This is a genomic window from Halomonas campaniensis, from assembly GCF_014193375.1.
GTDB classification, from domain to species: Bacteria; Pseudomonadota; Gammaproteobacteria; order Pseudomonadales; family Halomonadaceae; genus Halomonas; species Halomonas campaniensis.
Genome location: NZ_JACHZF010000028.1, coordinates 1 through 16,889, shown reverse-complemented (window position 1 = coordinate 16,889; position 16,889 = coordinate 1). Strand labels below are relative to the sequence as shown.

Annotated in this window: 11 protein-coding genes; 8 read left to right on the top strand and 3 right to left on the bottom strand. The window is 69.7% G+C overall.

The genetic code is table 11. The annotated features are described in order from the left end of the window. Positions 1–5: 5 nt before the first annotated feature. Complete coding sequence (chrA, locus tag BDK63_RS15820) at positions 6–1,199, top strand: chromate efflux transporter (RefSeq protein WP_183333676.1); 1,194 nt, start codon at positions 6–8, stop codon at positions 1,197–1,199. Positions 1,200–1,209: 10 nt separating this feature from the next. Here chrA and BDK63_RS15815 read toward each other — a convergent pair whose 3' ends face one another. After that, entirely contained in the window at positions 1,210–2,160 is a 951-nt protein-coding gene (locus BDK63_RS15815; protein WP_183333674.1) for an alpha/beta hydrolase, read from the bottom strand. 115 nt (positions 2,161–2,275) lie between these two features. Between BDK63_RS15815 and BDK63_RS15810 the strand changes: the two genes are divergently transcribed. Both BDK63_RS15810 and BDK63_RS15805 read left to right on the top strand, forming a co-directional pair. Further along, complete coding sequence (locus tag BDK63_RS15810; protein WP_183333672.1) at positions 2,276–3,292, top strand: acyltransferase family protein; 1,017 nt, start codon at positions 2,276–2,278, stop codon at positions 3,290–3,292. A gap of 96 nt (positions 3,293–3,388) precedes the next feature. Beyond that, on the top strand, positions 3,389–4,282 hold the full coding sequence (locus BDK63_RS15805) for a universal stress protein (RefSeq protein ID WP_183333670.1): 894 nt from the start codon (positions 3,389–3,391) through the stop codon (positions 4,280–4,282). 23 nt (positions 4,283–4,305) lie between these two features. Here the strand turns inward: BDK63_RS15805 and BDK63_RS15800 are convergent, their stop codons facing one another. After that, positions 4,306–6,021, bottom strand: a complete 1,716-nt coding sequence (locus BDK63_RS15800) for a formate--tetrahydrofolate ligase (RefSeq protein ID WP_183333668.1) — start codon at positions 6,019–6,021, stop codon at positions 4,306–4,308. 38 nt (positions 6,022–6,059) lie between these two features. Next, a complete protein-coding gene (locus BDK63_RS15795) occupies positions 6,060–6,773 on the bottom strand; it encodes a DUF3581 domain-containing protein (RefSeq protein WP_183333666.1) in 714 nt (237 codons plus the stop codon). Between the two features lie 141 nt (positions 6,774–6,914). Between BDK63_RS15795 and BDK63_RS15790 the strand changes: the two genes are divergently transcribed. The 5 genes from BDK63_RS15790 to BDK63_RS15770 all read left to right on the top strand — a co-directional run bounded on the left by BDK63_RS15790 (position 6,915) and on the right by BDK63_RS15770 (position 16,817). Next, positions 6,915–10,355, top strand: a complete 3,441-nt coding sequence (locus BDK63_RS15790) for a hypothetical protein (RefSeq protein WP_183333664.1) — start codon at positions 6,915–6,917, stop codon at positions 10,353–10,355. 152 nt (positions 10,356–10,507) lie between these two features. Then, positions 10,508–11,992 (top strand): sodium:proton antiporter NhaD, encoded by a 1,485-nt coding sequence (gene nhaD, locus BDK63_RS15785; protein ID WP_183333662.1) that lies wholly within the window; start codon positions 10,508–10,510, stop codon positions 11,990–11,992. A 355-nt stretch (positions 11,993–12,347) separates the two neighbouring features. Beyond that, on the top strand, positions 12,348–12,782 hold the full coding sequence (locus BDK63_RS15780) for a hypothetical protein (RefSeq protein ID WP_425485964.1): 435 nt from the start codon (positions 12,348–12,350) through the stop codon (positions 12,780–12,782). 73 nt (positions 12,783–12,855) lie between these two features. Then, entirely contained in the window at positions 12,856–13,971 is a 1,116-nt protein-coding gene (locus BDK63_RS15775; RefSeq protein ID WP_183333661.1) for a hypothetical protein, read from the top strand. A gap of 44 nt (positions 13,972–14,015) precedes the next feature. After that, positions 14,016–16,817 carry a bifunctional diguanylate cyclase/phosphodiesterase gene (locus BDK63_RS15770; RefSeq protein WP_183333659.1) on the top strand — a complete coding sequence of 934 codons (2,802 nt, stop codon included), beginning with the start codon at positions 14,016–14,018 and terminating at the stop codon, positions 16,815–16,817. Positions 16,818–16,889 lie beyond the last annotated feature (72 nt).

Genomic DNA, 16,889 nt, shown 5'->3' with positions numbered 1-16,889 from the left:
CTCCCATGAACGACTCACCCCGGGGCCGCCTCGCCGAGGTCTTCCGCGCCTTCCTGGTGCTGGGCCTGACCTCCTTCGGTGGCCCCATCGCCCACCTGGGCTACTTCCGCAACGAGTTCGTGGCCCGGCGCCGCTGGCTCGACGAGCGCGCCTACGCGGACCTGGTGGCGCTCTGCCAGTTCCTGCCCGGGCCGGCCAGCAGCCAGGTCGGCTTCGCCCTGGGCCTGATGCGCGGCGGCCTGCCCGGGGCCCTGGCCGCCTGGGCGGCCTTCACCCTGCCCTCGGCGCTGCTGCTGGTGCTCTTCGCCCTGGGCGCGGCGAGCCTCGACGGCCCCCTGGGCAGCGGCCTGATCCACGGCCTGAAAATCGTGGCGGTGGCCATCGTCGCCCATGCGGTGTGGGGCATGGCGAGGAACCTCTGCCCGGACCGGACCCGCGCCACCATCGCCGTGGGCGCGGTGCTGCTGGTGATCGGGGTGGGAGGAGCCGCGGGCCAGGTCTCGGCCATCGTGGTCGGCGGCCTGGCGGGGCTCTGGGCCTGCCGCGACGGCGGGGCGCCGGCCAGCGACGCCCTGCACCTGCCGGTGTCACGCCGCGCGGGGCTGGGCTGCCTGGGCCTCTTCGCGCTCCTGCTCATCGGGCTGCCGCTGCTGGTGATGGCCGGCGCCGGGCCGGGCATCGCCCTGGTCGACGCCTTCTATCGCGCCGGCGCCCTGGTGTTCGGCGGCGGCCACGTGGTGCTGCCGCTACTCGAGGCCGAGATGGTGCAGGGCGGCCGCGTCGTCGCGGACGACTTCCTGGCGGGCTACGGCGCCGCCCAGGCGGTGCCGGGACCGCTGTTCACCTTCGCCGCCTACCTGGGCATGGTCACCGCGGGAGGCGGCCTGAGCTACGCGCTGCTGGCGCTGCTGGCGATCTTCGTGCCGGGCCTGCTGCTGCTGCTGGCCGCCCTGCCCTTCTGGAACGCCCTGCGGGCGAGGCCCGCGGTCCAGGCGGGGCTGCGTGGCGCCAACGCCGCGGTGGTGGGCCTGCTGGGGGCGGCGCTCTACCAGCCGGTATGGACCAGCGCCATCCTCGGCCCGGCGGAGTTCGCCCTGGCCCTGGTGGGGTTCGCCCTGCTCGCGGTGTGGAAGCTGCCGCCCTGGGCGGTGGTGCTGGTCTGCGGGCTGGGCGGCATGGCGCTGGGCATGGGCGGCTGAGCCGCAGGCGTCAGCGGTCGGGCGCCGGGGCGGGCACCGGGGCATCGTCGCTCTCCAGCGGCACCGGTGCCTGGAGATGGCGGGCCATGAAGCTGAGCCCGCGCGGCAGGCTGGCCCGCCACACCCGCCAGGTGTGCCCGCCGGGCAGCACATCGAGGCGCACGTCGCCGGGCTGGCGGGGCTCCAGGGCGTGCTGAACCAGGCGCGCATGGTGCACCGCGTTGAGCCGGTCGCGGTCGCCGGCGGTCAGGTAGACGGGGACGGTGAGCTCCTGGGCGAGGTAGTCGTCCAGGTGGGCGGTGTAGTTGCTGCGCTCCCACAGCTCGGCATCGAAGCTGCCGTCACGCTGGAAGGAGGGGTGGCGCCAGGCGGAGGAGTTGTCGGGCGGCAGCGGGTGGTAGCTCGCTGGGCTGAAGGCGGCGACCGCGGCAAACATCTCGGGGCGCTCGAGGGCGAAGTTGAGGGCCCCGAAGCCGCCGGCGGACAGCCCGGCCACCCCGCGCCATTCGCGCTCGGGGACCACGTGCCAGCTCTCCTCGATGTGGGGGACCAGGTCCTCGAAGAAGGCGGTACGGGCCGCCTCGTTGTGTCCGTCGATCCACCAGCTCTCGGCCCCCGGCATGACGATCACCACCGGCGGGATGACGCCCAGGCGGATCAGCCGGTCGGCGGTCTGGCGCAGCCGCCCGCCCTGCACCCAGTCGGTCTCGCTGCCGAAGGAGCCATGCAGCAGGTAGATGACCGGGTAGGCCTGGTGGGAGACCGCATAGCCCTCGGGCAGGTAGAGGGTGTAGGGGTAGTCGCGCTGCAGGGTCTCCGAGGCGAAGCGCTGCTGGCTGACCTGGCCGGCAGCGGCCGCCGGTGACGCCAGCAGCACGGAGAGCAGTATCAGGCCGGTCGCGAACAGGGCCGCGGCCGGGCGGGTCCCGCGACGCCCGAAGGCCCGCTGTGACAGTCGCATGGCACTCCTCCTTGATGGGCACGGCACGCCGCCAGGCCCTGGGGAATTCCTGAGGCTCGGGGCGGTCAGACCTGAATCGATGGATGATGTTCCCCCGCCCCGACACGGAGTCCCCATGCAGCGAATCGAGGAAATCTACTGGCTTCGCTTCTATGGCTGCCTGGCGGTCTTCCTGTTCCACCTGGTCGAGCGGGTCGAGGACAACTACCTGCCCCACCTGACCCTGGACCTCGCGCGCATCCCGCTGGTGCTGGGCACGCCGATCTTCATCTTCATCTCGATCTTCCTGTTCTCGGCGCGCTACGGCAACGCGGTGCCCCGGGACTTCCTGGCCAACCGCTTCAAGTACGTCATGGTGCCCTATCTGGTCTACGGGCTGATCTACTCCCTGGCCGAGTACCTGCGCCTGCTGGCCCGTGGCGAGCAGCCGAGCTTCGGCTATCACATGACCGAGTACCTGGTGTTCGCCGGCTGGCACGGCTACTTCCTGATCATCGCCATGCAGTTCTACGTGATGTTCTGGGCCTACAATCGCTTCGACCTCAGGCGCTGGCTGCCCTCCGGGCGCTGGCTGGTGGTCGGCGCACTGATCAGCATGGGCTACTGGGGCTTCTTCCGCTGGCAGGCCATCGAGCCGCCGGGCTACCTGCACTGGATCGCGCCGGTGGGCTGGATCTACCTGTTCTTCCTCGCCCTGGTGCTGGTCGACGCCTATCCGGACCTCGACCGCCAGCGCTGGTTCCGGGTGTTCTCCCACCCGGCCTGGCTGGTGGCCACGGTGGCGGTGATCGTGGCCTTCACGCTGCGCGGCGCACTCGCGTACTCCTCCAAGGAGACCTGGGTGGTGCCGCTGTTCCTCTTCGCGGCGCTGTGGGCCATGGCCTGGCTGGCCGGGCGCCCGGCCACCCCGCTGGTGAAGAAGGTCAACGAGTTCTCCTTCGGCATCTACCTGGCCCACCCGCTGTTCTTCTCGGTGGTGGACTTCGTCACCTGGCAGGTCAGGGTCCCGCTGTGGCTCTACGTGCCGGGGCTGGCGGTGGTCGGCATGAGCGGCTCGATCCTGCTCAACCGGCTCGTCAACCGCGCCCACTGGAGCGGCCTGATGTTCGGCAAGCGCCTGCGGGTGGCCTGAGCCGCGGGGCCGAGACACCGGGTTCCACCGGCTGCTAATCTAGGGTCGGGCGCCACCTGTCGCGCGCCGCATCCATCTGACGAGGGAGAGAAGTCGATGAGTGAGCAGGTCTCGCAGGTCATCGTGCCAGTGGATGGCTCGCCGACGGCGGCCGCGGCGGCCCGTCATGCCAGCCTGCTGGCCCGGCTGCTGGATGCTCCGCTGCAGCTGCTGCACGTGATGCCGCTCAACCCGGCCGAACTGAGCGACATCCCGGCCAACCGGCAACCGGATGCCGACCACGACCGGGCCATGCGCCAGGAGATGGCCGCCGAGGCCTTCGCCCTGGCCCGCGAAGCGATCGACCCGGCGCTGGAGCTGGACCCCACCGAGGCGGTGCTCGAGGATGCCACCTTCATCCGCCACCCCGAGCGAGCCATCGTCGACCATACGCGCCGCCACGGTGGCTGCCTGCTGGTGATGGGCGCCCGCCACCTGAGCGATGTCGGCAAGTTCGTGCAGGGCAGCGTCAGCAACGAGGTCGTGCACCGGGCCCGCTGCCCGGTGACCATCGTGCATGCCGACGCCAGCATGCGGGAGGCCTCGCGCATCGGGCGCATCCTGCTGCCGGTGGATGGCTCGCGCCACTCCCACAAGGCGGCCTGGCTGGCCGGCGACCTGGCGCGCGCGGCAGGCATCCCGGTGGAGCTGATCTTCTGCCAGCCCGGCGGGCAGGTCGCCGCCGAGGAGGACGAGGAGAGCCAGGCCGAGCGGGTCTTCCGCCTGGCCCGCGAGGCCGTGGGCGAGATTCCCGCCGGGATCGATGAGCAGCTGCTGCACCAGGAGCGCTTCGCCGAGGCGATCGTCTCCCGCGCCCGCCACCACCTGGAGGAGGCGCCGATGATCGTCATGGGGCGCCGGGGCCTGGGCAAGTGGCGCGAGTCCCTGCTGGGCAGCGTCAGCCACCGGGTGATCGACCTGGCCCCCTGCCCGGTCACCGTGGTGGTCTGAGCCGCGCCCGCCCCGGGCCGGCCTCAGGCGAGGCCGATGACATTCCCCTGGGCATCCAGGCCGATGCCCAGGGCCGCCGGCTTGCGCGGCAGTCCCGGCAGGGTCATCAGCCGTCCGCAGATCGCCACCACGAAGCCCGCCCCCGCCGAGAGCCTCAGCTCGCTGACCCGCAGGAGATGGCCCTCGACCAGGCCGCCGTCGGCCGGATCGTCCGAGAAGCTGAACTGGGTGCGGGCGATGCAGACCGGCAGGTGGCCGTAGCCGGCGCGCTCGAGCTGGGCCAGCGCCTGGCGGGCCCCGGCGGAGAGCTCGATGCCGCGGGCGCCGTAGAGCCGGGTGGCCACGGCTGTCAGCGCTGCTTCCAGGGGGGTGCCGTCCGCGTAAAGGGGAGCCACCTCCTGGCCCCCCTCCTCCAGCCGCTCCAGCACCCGACGCGCCAGCGACAGGGCCCCCGGGCCCCCGCGCGCCCAGTGGTCGCAGACCTCCAGCGCGACCTCGAGCCGCTCGCAGCAGGCCGCCAGCCGCTCACGCTCCTCGGCGCTATCCGTCGGGAAGGTGTTGAGCGCCACCACCGGCGAGAGGCCGAAACAGCGGGCCACCGCCACCTGCCGCGCCAGGTTGCCGAGCCCTCGTGTCACCGCCTCGGGGTCTGGGCGGTCCATGGCCTCGCGGCTCGCGCCGCCGTGGAAGCGCAGCGCCCGCAGGGTGCAGACCATCACCACCGCATCGGGAGTGAGGCCCGACTGCCGCGACTTGATATCGACGAACTTCTCCAGCCCCTGGTCGGCGCCGAAGCCGGCCTCGGTGACCACCACCTCGCCGAGCGCCAGGGCCGCCCGGGTGGCCACCAGCGAGCTGCAGCCATGGGCGATGTTGGCGAAGGGGCCACCATGGATCAGCACCGGGCTCTGCTCGAGGGTCTGGACCAGGTTGGGGGCCAGGGCATCGCGCAGCAGCACCGCCATGGCCCCGACCGCCTGCAGGTCCGCGGCCGTCACCGGGGTGTCGTCCTTCCGCCAGGCCACCACGATGCGCCCCAGGCGCCGCTGCAGGTCGTCCAGGTCCTCCGCCAGGCAGAGGATCGCCATGATCTCGGAGGCGGCGGTGATCTCGAAGCCAGTCTCGTGCTCGCCCCCGCGCGCCTCGTCCAGCGCGGTGCGTACCCGGCGCAGCGAGCGGTCGTTGAGGTCGAGCACACGCGTCCAGGTCACCCGCTCGGGGTCGATGTCCAGGGCATTGCCCCAATAGAGGTGGTTGTCGACCAGGGCGGCCAGCAGGTTGTGAGCCGCGGTTACCGCGTGGAAGTCGCCGTTGAAGTGGAGGTTGATGGCCTCCATCGGCACGGCCTGGGCGTGGCCGCCGCCGGCGGCACCGCCCTTCATGCCAAACACCGGCCCGAGCGACGGTTCCCGCAGGCAGGCCAGCGAGGTCACCCCCAGTCGGTTGAGCGCATCGACCAGCCCGACGCAGGCCGTGGTCTTGCCCTCGCCGGCGGGGGTGGGGGTGATCGCAGAGACCACGACGAGCCGACCGCGGGGGCGCTCGCGCAGCGCGTCGAGCAGGTCGAGGGAGAGCTTGGCGCGATGGTGGCCGAAGGGGATCAGGTGCTCCGGCGCCAGGCCGAGGCGCGCCTCGGCCAGCGTCAGGATGGGCTCGAGCCTGGCCCGGCGGGCGATCTCGATATCCGTGGGTGGGGCGGCGCTACCCGCGGCCTCTCCCCGCTCGATATTCCGGGACATGCATCACCTGCTGGCCGGCATCGAGGCCGGCGCGGTCGTCAGGCCTCGGTCTCGTAGGCCGCCTTGAGCCGGTAGAACTCGGTCACGATCTCGTCCATGGCGGCCGGGTCGTAGTCGCACAGGCCGCTGACCACCAGCTTCTTGGAACCGGTGCCGATCGGCTCGCCGCTGGCCTGGATGCGGAACTCCAGCAGGGCGTCGCCGCGCTTGCCGCTGACCGCCAGGGACGAGCGCGCCAGCTCCAGCGCCGGGGCAAGGCCGTCCAGCCGCTCCAGCGAGAAGCCCATGCTGTCGTAGATCACCAGCGGGCGACGCGGATTGAACATCACCCCCTTCTCCTCCAGCAGCGGCTTGAGGTAGTGGGGGAAGTTCTTGCCGGAGAAGGCCACGTAACAGCGGGTGAAGGCCTCGACCACGGCCTCGTCGCGGGTCACCTCGCCGCTGCGCTCCACTTCCAGATAGCACTTGCCGGCGTCGTCACAGACGCGGATCCGGCCATCGTCATGCTCCTGGAAGCAGAGCGGGGTGCCGTCGCCCACCATGCTGAGGAAGCGGAAGCTCATGGTCTGGGAAAGCCCGAAACGAGCCAGCACCAGGGCGAAGAGCAGGTCACCCGGCACACAGAAACGTCGTGCATCCGGGTTGTGAATAGGGTTGTAGTCGCCGGCGACTCCCTTGGCGAAGCGACTGGCCTGCTCCGCGGAGATGCGTACGCGCCCCCCTGCCAGCGTATGGAATTCATCGAGAAACATGCGTGGTGTGCCTGCCCTGCGTCGTTGGCGGTCCGTATCCTGCCGGCGTCTGCCGGTGCGCCGATGATGCCATAAAACCCTGGCCAACGGAGCCATGCCGCGCGCTACCATGGGCGGATAGGCAGAAGAAGGGGCGGCAACATGCGGGAAAAGAGCGCGCCGTGGGTCAGCACGAGGCGGTGGCTGGCCTGGTCGGCAGGCCTTGTCGTGCTGGCGCTGGGCGGTTTGGCCCTGGCCCTGCCAACGCTGCTGGACAGTGCCTGGCTGCAGGACAGGCTCTCCGGCCAGGAGGGGCTGTCGATCCGCTGGGAGGGCTCGCGTCCCGGCTGGAACAGCCTGGCGGTGGAGTCCCTGACCATCGAGCGTGAAGATGATGCCCTGCCGCTGGTCCTGGAGGTGGACACCGCCCGCCTGGCGCTCACCCTCCCCGCCCTGCTGACCCGGCGCCTGAAGATCCGCGAACTCACGGCCACTGGCCTCCGCCGCCTGGACATCGACGGTCACCGGCTGAGTGGCGAAGGGCGGCTGACGCTGTCGGGCCTCGACCTCGCCCGCGATGAACTGAGCGTCGGGCAGCTCACCCTGGCCCTGGAGCAGGCCACGCTGACCCGCGAAGGACGTCAGCTGGCCGACGGCATTGCCCTGGCCGCCGACCTGAGCGCGGCACCCTTCGACCCCGCGTCTCACTCCGGCCAGGCGGCGCTGCGCTTTCTCTCCGGCGAGCTTGCCCTGACGGCCCGAGCGGATGCCTGGGACCTCTTCAACCCCTACCTGGCGGAGCTTGGCTGGCTTGGCCTGGCCGGTCGCGGCACCCTCGAGGCCGAGCTGAGCATCGCCGAGGGCGAACTCACCCCGGGGAGCCGCCTGGTGCTCGACTCCCCGGACATCGGCGTGACCCTGGACGACGCCGCCCTGCTGGCAGGCAGCCGCGAGGGTGGCCCCACCCCGACCTGGATACTCCCCGACGAAACCTATCGCCTGCGGGGCGCCGGCAGCGTGGTGGCCAGTGTCGACGGGCGGGGCCTCGAGCCTGGAGAGACGCCGGTCGGGCGGCTTACGGTGGCCCTGGAGAACCTCGCGATGCATCGCGGCGAGGACCCGGCGCCGCTGCTCACGGCCCAGCGCTTCGAACTCGCCGCCCCGCTGCCCACGGACCTCGCCGCCGCCCCGGCTCCGCCCGATGAGGCCGAACTCAGCTGGCAGTCAGCCACGGTGCCGGATGTTCGCGCCCTGACGCGGTTCCTGCCCGAGGGCACCCCGCTGACGCTCGATGGCGGACGCGCCGCCCTGGATGGCCGGCTGACCTACCGCACGGGCAGGCTCTCCGGCGCCTTCACCCTGGCAGGCGACCGGGTCGCCCTGACCCTGCAAGAGCAGCCGCTCAGCGGCGATCTGCAGCTCCACCTGGCCCTGCCCCTGCTGGACCCCGAGGCCCGCCACCTGGACCTCTCCGGCACTCGCCTGAGGCTCGACGTCTCCGGCGACGAGGAGGCCGACGCCCTGGCCCTGGACCTGACCCTGGAGGCCGCCCGGCTCTCCTCCCGGGTGCCGCTGGACACCCTGCGCGACCACCCGCGGCCCCCACTGGACGGCGAGCTGGCCTTCTCCGGGCGCCTCGACCGGCTGGGGTTTCTCGACCCGTACCTCGCGGGACTCTTCGAGGGCCGCGGCATCGGCCTGAGCGGGGGCGGAGTTCTGAGCGCCAGGGCGCGGCTGGTCGATGGTCGGATCGACGCCGGCAGCCGCCTGGCGGTGACCAGCGACACGCTGGGGGTGAGCCTGCCCCACGTCCGCGCCGAGGGGAGCGGCAGCTTCGTCGCCGAGTGGCGCGATGATGACCGGCCACTGCGGCTGGACGCCCGCCTGGAGGAGGCCAGGGTGACACGCCACCGCGACGGCGCACGGCTGCTGGAGGGCGCCCGACTGGCCCTGGAGGCCGAAGGCCAGTTACCGGGGATGAACGAAACGCCGCTGACCCAGCGGGCGACGCTCGACTGGGAGGGTGCCACACTGCCCGATGTGGCCGTGCTGGCTCCCTACCTGCCCGAGGGAGCCCCCTTTGCACTGAGCGCCGGCCGGGCCAGCAGTCGTGGCCGCCTGGTAGTCGAGGACGAGCGCATCCGCGGCGAGCTCCGGCTGGCGGGCCGCGAGATCAGCGGCCAACTGCTCGCCGAGGCGGTTTCCGGCGAGATGATCCTCGACCTGGCGCTGAACGACGCCACCCTGGACGGTAGCGTTCTCGACCTCTCCGGCAGCCGTCTGACGCTTTCCGCCGCAGCAGGCAACGCCGAGGCCGAGCAGCGCCTGCGCAGCGTGCTGGTGGCCCGGGTGGCACGCTTCACCCGACTGAACGAGCCCGACACCCGCCAGGGTCGGCTGGTGCTGGAGGGCACGGTCGAACGACTGGGCTTCCTGGACGCCTTCCTGCCCCGGGAGCATGGCCTCAGCCTGCAAGGCCGCGGTCGGCTCGAAGCCGATCTGCACCTGGCAGGCGCGCAGTTGCTGGCGCCGAGCCACCTGCGGGTGGATGCCGATGACCTCAGGGTGGGCTTTCTCGACTACCGGGCGGAGGGGCGCGGCGAACTCGACGCACGGCTCGAGGGGGAAGCAACCCGCCCCGGGGCCCGGCTATCGCTCTCGTTGCCGCGCTTCGCCCTGCGCCGCGAGGCGGAGGAGGAACGCACCTGGCTGGCGGGGCGCCACCTGGCCCTGGAGACCACCACACCGTCCTTCTCCGTAGACCCCGAGCAGATCGCGGTCGAGACCTTCACCACCCGGGTGGTGCTGCCCATCGTCGAGGTAGCCGACCTGGCCCTCTACAACGCCTACCTGCCGGACAATGCCGGGATCGAGCTGCTCGCCGGGAGTGCCAGCCTCGAGGCAACGCTTCAACTGGAAGGCCTGGGCGCCCGAGGGGACCTGGTGCTGCAGGCCTTCGGGACCGAACTGCGCCTGGCCAGCCAGCGGCTGACGGGGGATCTGCGCCTGGAAGCACGCCTGCGCGAGGGCGACCTGGTCCGCCGGCACTTCGATGCCTCCGGCTCGCTGCTGCGCCTGGACAACGTCACCCGCCGGGATGCCGACGGCCAGGGCGAGGCCGGCTGGTGGGCCCGCCTGGAACTGGAGGAGGGCCGGCTGACCTGGGTGGAACCACTGGAGGTGAGTGCCCGCCTGGGGTTGGCCATGCGCGACAGCGGCCTGCTGGCGCGCCTGTTCCTGGCTCGTGCCCGCGAGCGAGACTGGCTGGGCAGGCTGCTGACGGTGCGCCAGGTCCAGGGCAGTGCACGGCTGTCCATGGACGACCAGGGGGTGTCGATGCGGGACATCCGCCTGGAGGGGGGCAATCTCACCCTGCTGGCCAACCTGCTGATGCGCGACGACGACCTGTCCGGCGATTTCTATGCGCGCCTCGGCGCGCTGGGCGTCGGCCTCGCCCTGGCAGATGGCGAGACCCGACTGAGGCTGTGGCAGCCGAGACGCTGGTTCGACCAGGGCACGGCCGATGAAGGCGACGAGGAGGCCATGGTGGAGGCCGACCCCGCTGCCTGGCGCGAGCGGGCCGAGCAGCAGGGCACGCCCTGAGCCGCCTCCATTAGCGTCACCCGCTATGCAAAACCGGCATGCCCGGGACCGGGGAATACCCATTTCGATGCATGTTGCGTCGCATCACGACATGCTAGAATCCACGCGCTTTCCCCCCCTTCCCTACCCATTCTCTTCAGGACACTTCAGCCATGCTGACAACCTGTCGCTCAACCCAACGGCCCCGGCGCCCCGCCTGGTGGCCAGGATTCCTCGTGCTCGCTGTTCTCGGCCTGCTGTTCAGCCCCTCCGCCCACGCGGTGACCGGTGCGCTGGACATGACGGGCTCCCTGGTTGGCCTGGTGGCCGTGAGTATCTTCGTCCTCGCCTATGCCCTCGTGATGGGCGAGGAGAAGCTGCACATGCGCAAGTCCAAGCCCGTGCTGGTGGCCGCCGGCATCATCTGGTCGCTGATCGGCTGGGTCTACGTCCAGGCCGGCATGCCGGCGGAGGCCGAGCACGCCTTCCGCGAGACCCTGCTCGAATTCACCGAGCTGATGCTCTTCCTGCTGGTGGCGATGACCTACATCAACGCCATGGACGAGCGCCGGGTCTTCGATGCCCTGCGCTCCTGGATGGTCCGCAAGGGCTTCAGCTACCGCCAGCTGTTCTGGATCACCGGGGTGCTGGCCTTCGTCATCTCGCCCATCGCCGACAACCTGACCACCGCCCTGCTGATGTGCGCGGTGGTGACCAAGGTCGCCGAGGGCGACAAGCGCTTCATCAACCTCTGCTGCGTCAACATCGTGGTGGCCGCCAACGCCGGCGGCGCCTTCAGCCCCTTCGGCGACATCACCACCCTGATGGTCTGGCAGGCGGGCCTGGTGAAGTTCTACGAGTTCTTCGAGCTGCTGGTCCCCTCGCTGGTCAACTACCTGATCCCCGCCGTGGTGATGAGCGCCTTCATCAAGAACCGCAAGCCCGACAGCGTCCAGGAGGACGTCTGGCTGAAGCGGGGCGCCCGACGCATCATCGCGCTGTTCCTGCTCACCGTGGCCACCGCCGTGGCCTGCCATACCCTGCTGCACCTGCCGCCGGTGCTGGGCATGATGACCGGCCTCGGCTACCTGCAGTTCTTCGGCTACTACCTGCGCCGGACCCTGCCGCGCTCCCTGGAGAAGAAGCGCACCCGCTACACTCGCCGCGGCGATGACAAGAAGCTGGCCCAGCTCGGCAGCGTGGTGCCCTTCGATGTCTTCAACCGCGTGGCGCGGGCCGAGTGGGACACCCTGCTGTTCTTCTACGGCGTGGTGATGTGCGTCGGCGGGCTCGGCTTCATGGGCTACCTGAGCATGCTCTCCGAGGCCCTCTACTCCGGCTGGGGCGCCACCCAGGCCAATATCGCCCTGGGCCTGATCTCGGCGGTGGTGGACAACATCCCGGTGATGTTCGCGGTACTGACCATGCAGCCGGAGATGTCCCACGGCCACTGGCTGCTGATCACCCTGACCGCCGGCGTCGGCGGCAGCCTGCTCTCCATCGGCTCCGCCGCCGGCGTGGCGCTGATGGGCCAGGCCCGCGGCAACTACACCTTCATGGGGCACCTGCGCTGGGCCCCGGTCATCGCGCTGGGCTATATCGCCAGCGTGATGACCCACCTCTGGCTCAATGCCCACAGCTTCACCATCTACGGCTAAGCCCACTGCCCGGCGGCACGCCGCCGGGCAGCCCTCCTTTCTCCCCCGTTGAAGCAAACTGCTTTACATTGAATTCCAGTGATGTAGCGTATTCGGACATGATGGCCAAACCGGCACAGTCGAGGCACGAGAACCACGACATGCCACGGGATCATTCGAACGGCCACGCGGTTTACGCAGGATAGAGGCATCACGGACCCCATGCCGGCGGCCGGCGGTCATCCGCCGCCACCGCCCCGGGGCCGACGTGGATCACCTTACAGGGAACCCGATACACCATGTTGACTCCTGTCTCGTCGCGCCCTCATCGAGCGGCAGCACGATGCGCCCCCTTCCGCCGCCATGAGGCCGGCAAGTGGCGTGGCTGAGGCATTGCCTGCTCCTCGCCCTGCTGGTGCTGGCGGGGCCGGCGCCCGTCGTGGCCGACGAGTCACCGGTGCTGCTGGTGGCCCATGCCGACGTCAACACCCGCCAGCTGACCCGCGACACCACCCGTGCGATCTTCGCCATGCGCCAGCGCACCTGGCCGGACGGCCAGGCGGTCCGCGTCTTCGTGCTGGCCAATGATCATCCCCTGCATTCGCGTTTCGCCAAGGAGCGACTGGCCGTCTTCCCGCACCAGCTGCAGCTGGCCTGGGACCGCATGGTCTTCTCCGGCACCGGTCAGGCACCCACACGAGTCTTCACCCAGGTAGAGATGCGCGAACGCATCGCCAGCACCCCCGGTGCCCTGGGCTATCTGGAAAGGGAGTATCTGGATGATCGCGTCCAAGTCATTTCGGTGGAGTAACCGCTGTGTCGCCGTCGCGGCCGGCTCCCTGCTGCTGATCGCCGGCCCGGACCCGGCTGCGGCGGAGAGCGACATGCTGGATACCCTGCAGCTGCATGGCTTCCTCAGCCAGGCCCTGGTGATCACCGACCGCAATGACTTCTTCGGCCCCAGCAGCAGTGACGGCGGCAGCCTGAAGTACACCGAGATCGGGGCCAACGCCTCGATCCGCCCCCATCAGGACGTGCTGATCGCCGCCCAGGTGCTCAGCCGCCGTGCCGGCGGCGACGGCAGCGATGCCAAGCCGGTTCTGGATTACGGAGTGGTGGACTACCAGATGGTCTCCAACCAGCAGCGTACCTTTGGCGTTCAGCTCGGCCGCAGCAAGAACCCCTTCGGCTTCTACAACCAGACGCGTGACGTGGCCTTCACTCGCCCCGGCATCCTGCTGCCCCAGTCCATCTACTTCGACCGGACGAGATCGCTGGCACTATCGGGAGATGGCCTGGCCGTCTACATGGAGGAGCGGGTTCCCACCGGCACCCTTCGCGCCCAGATCGGTATCGGTGACCCGCAGGCCGGTGACGACCTGCGAAGCACCCTTCGCCTGGATAACGTACCGGGGTCACTCGACCCGAAACGCTCCGCCATTGGCCAGATCCGCTACGAGCACGATGGAGGCCGTGTCGTTGCCGCCATCAGCGCGGCTGATGCCAATGCGCGCTTTGACTCCTCGTTGCCGGGGCTCAGTGATGGGGACTTCTACTTCAAGCCCTGGGTCCTCTCGTTGCAGTACAACGCGGAGAACTGGAGCCTGACGGGCGAATATGCCTGGCGGAATTCCGGACTCGAGAACTTCAACAACCCCGCCGTGAACTTCGATGTCACCGGCGAGAGCTGGTACCTGCAGTACACCCGCCGCTTCCATGACAGCTGGCAGTGGCTGGTGCGCTACGACAGCCTGATCAGCAACCGTGACGACCGCTCGGGCACGGCGTTCGAGGCCAGCGGCGCCGGCCCGGCCCACAGCCAGTTCGCCCAGGATGTGACCCTGGGGCTGCAGTGGAACCTCAACCCCCGGGTCATGATGGCGGCCGAGTATCACCATGTGGATGGCACCGGCTGGCTGCCGATCCAGGACAACCCCGACCCCTCGGAGACCCGCCGGCGCTGGAACATGCTGCTCTTCCAGCTCTCGCTACGCTTCTGACAGGCGCTGAAGTGGCTGGCATCCATGGTTTGGGAACCCCAGGAATGAGCAACCCCAAGGCCCACAAGACCCGCCTCAGCCTGACCTGGCGGGTCATCGCCCTGAACAGCCTGCTGCTGCTGGCACTGGTGCTGCTCTTCTCCTGGCTGGGCCATGCCAACCTGACGCGCCAGTTCGAGGAGAGCCGCGCGCAGCACGGGGAGCGCCAGGTGCGGGAGATCCGCCTAGCCCTGTCACGCTCGGAGGAGAGCCTGCGCCAGCTGGCCGCGTTGGCCGCAGCCGCTCAGGGCCTCGGTCACGCCCTGGAGGAGGGCGAGAATGGCGATATCCTCGATGCGCTGGCGGCCCAGTGGCCCACCCTGCAACTCGAGGGTGGTGTCGACGAGATCCTGATTTTCGACGCCCAGGGCATCCAGCAGGCCGACTGGGGAGAGAGCCAGGCAGAGAACGAACGACCGATCCAGGAGTGGGTGCGCCAGGTCATGGTCTCCGAGATGCCCCTCACCGCCCTGCGCTGCTCCACGGACTGCCGCCAGTATGCCGCCGTGCCGGTGCTGGTCGAGGGCGAGAGTGCCGGTACCGTCATCCTCTCCCGCTCCCTGGCCGATGTGACCCGCCAGGCCCAGCAGGTCTCCGAGAGCGACGTGGCACTGCTGGTCGTCGGCCCCATGGCCTCTCGCGACCTGGAGTCCGAGCGCTACCTGGCAGGATGGCGTGGCCACCTCGTGGCCCTGACCCGACAGGAACAGAACCTGCCCATGCTCAGGGAGGCCTCGCAGCAGGCGTCGATTCGTGAGCTGGTCGACGTGCCGCTGCGCCTGAAGCATCGGGGCAACGACATCGAGCTCAGCGCCGTGCGCATGGATGATGACGGCGACCGGCGGACCATCGGTTATTTCCTGATGGCGTCCGACATCACCCAGCAGATCCGCGCCATCCACCAGGATACCCGCAACCTGATCCTGGTCGGCCTGGGGGGATGGCTCGCCGCCGAACTGCTGCTGCTGGCCATCCTGTTGACCCCCATGGCGCGCCTCAGGCGGATCTCGAGTGTCCTGCCGACCCTGGCCCAGGGAAGGTTTGCCGAGGCCCGCACGGCTATCCGCCGCCCCAGGCGCCGCCTCGCCGACGAGATCGATATCCTGGAGGGCACCACCCTGGCGCTCGCCGACCAGCTGGAGGCCCTGGAACAGGAGGTCACGGCACGCGGCGAGCAGCTGGCCGAGCGGGTCGACGAGCTGGCCCGCGAGCGCGACTTCATCGGCAGCCTGCTCGACACGGCAAGGGTGTTCATCGTCACCCAGGATGCCGACGGGCGGATCACCCTGGTCAATGACTATGCGCTCTCGATCATGGCCACCCGGGAGGAAATGCTGCTCAAGCGCCTCTTCGACGATGTCTTCCCTCCCGAGACTGCTGCCCTGTCGATGGCGCCTCCCGGCGCGCCTCAGGAGGAGCGGACCCTGGAAACCACGGATGGCCGCCAGCGCACCATCGCCTGGTACCACGCCCCCCTGCCCGCCGGCGCCAACGGGCGGCCTGCACGGATCTCTGTCGGCCTCGATATCACCGAGCGCAAGGCCGCGGAGGCACGGCTCACCTGGCTGGCCGAGCGCGATCCCCTGACCGGACTGTTCAACCGCCGCTACTTCCAGGATGCGCTCTGCGCCGCGCTGAAGCGTGGCCGGCATGGCGCCCTGCTGATGATGGACCTGGACCAGTTCAAGGACATCAACGAGCTGAGCGGCCACCAGGCCGGCGACCAGCTGCTGCGCAGGGTCGCCGGCGTGCTGTTCGAGGAGTTCGGCCACCGCGGCACCATCGCCCGACTGGGGGGGGACGAGTTCGCCCTGCTGCTGGAGGGGGCCGATGAAGACCTGGCCGTTCGCGTCGCCCAGCAGCTCAACCAGGTGCTGGAGTCCATCGGCTTCAACGCGGGGGAGAGGCGCCACCGCGTCGCTGCGAGTACGGGCATCGCCCTCTTCCCGAGCCACGGCGACAACCCGATCGACCTGATGGCCAGTGCCGACATGGCGATGTACAAGGCCAAGGGCTCGGGCACCCAGCGCTGGCACCTGCTCTCGACGGTGGAAAACGCCAAGGACGAGCTTCAGGAACGGGTCTACTGGGAGGGGCGCGTGCACCGCGCCCTAGAGGAGGACGCCTTCGAGCTGATGGTACAGCCCATCGTCCGCCTGGAGGATCGCGATGTCCGGCACTACGAGGTGCTGCTGCGGATGCGCGATGACGATGGCGAGCTGATCTCGCCGGGGCGATTCATCCCGGTCGCCGAGCGCAGCGGGCAGATCATCCCGCTGGACCGCTGGGTGCTGCATCGCAGTCTCTCGCTACTGGGCCAGCTGAGGGACCGCGGCGTCAGCCTCGCGGTGAACCTCTCGGGGCAGTCACTGCACGACGACGGGCTCAAGCAGTACCTGGCCGACGAGATCGCGGCCAGCGGCGCGGACCCCAACTACCTGATCCTCGAGATCACCGAGACCGCCGCCGTCACCGACTTCTCCACCGCCCGGGGCGTCCTGCAGGCCATTCGCGACCTGGGCTGCCGCACCGCGCTTGACGACTTCGGCGTGGGCTTCAGCAGCTTCCACTACCTGGGCCAGCTGCCCGTGGACTTCATCAAGATCGACGGCAGTTTCATCCGCAACCTGCCGGTCAGCGCAGAGAGCCGGGTGATCGTCAGGGCCATCGCCGATATCGCTGCAGGTTTCGGCAAGCAGGCCATTGCCGAATTCGTCGACCAGGAGGCCCTGCTTCCCTTGCTGAAATCCTATGGCATCGCATTCGGACAGGGCTTCCACCTAGCCCGGATATTGCACCGGGCATGAAAAAGGCGGCTGAAAATCGATTATAATTCAAGCTCCTACACAAGAATCAACCGCATCAGCCGCCATGACGAA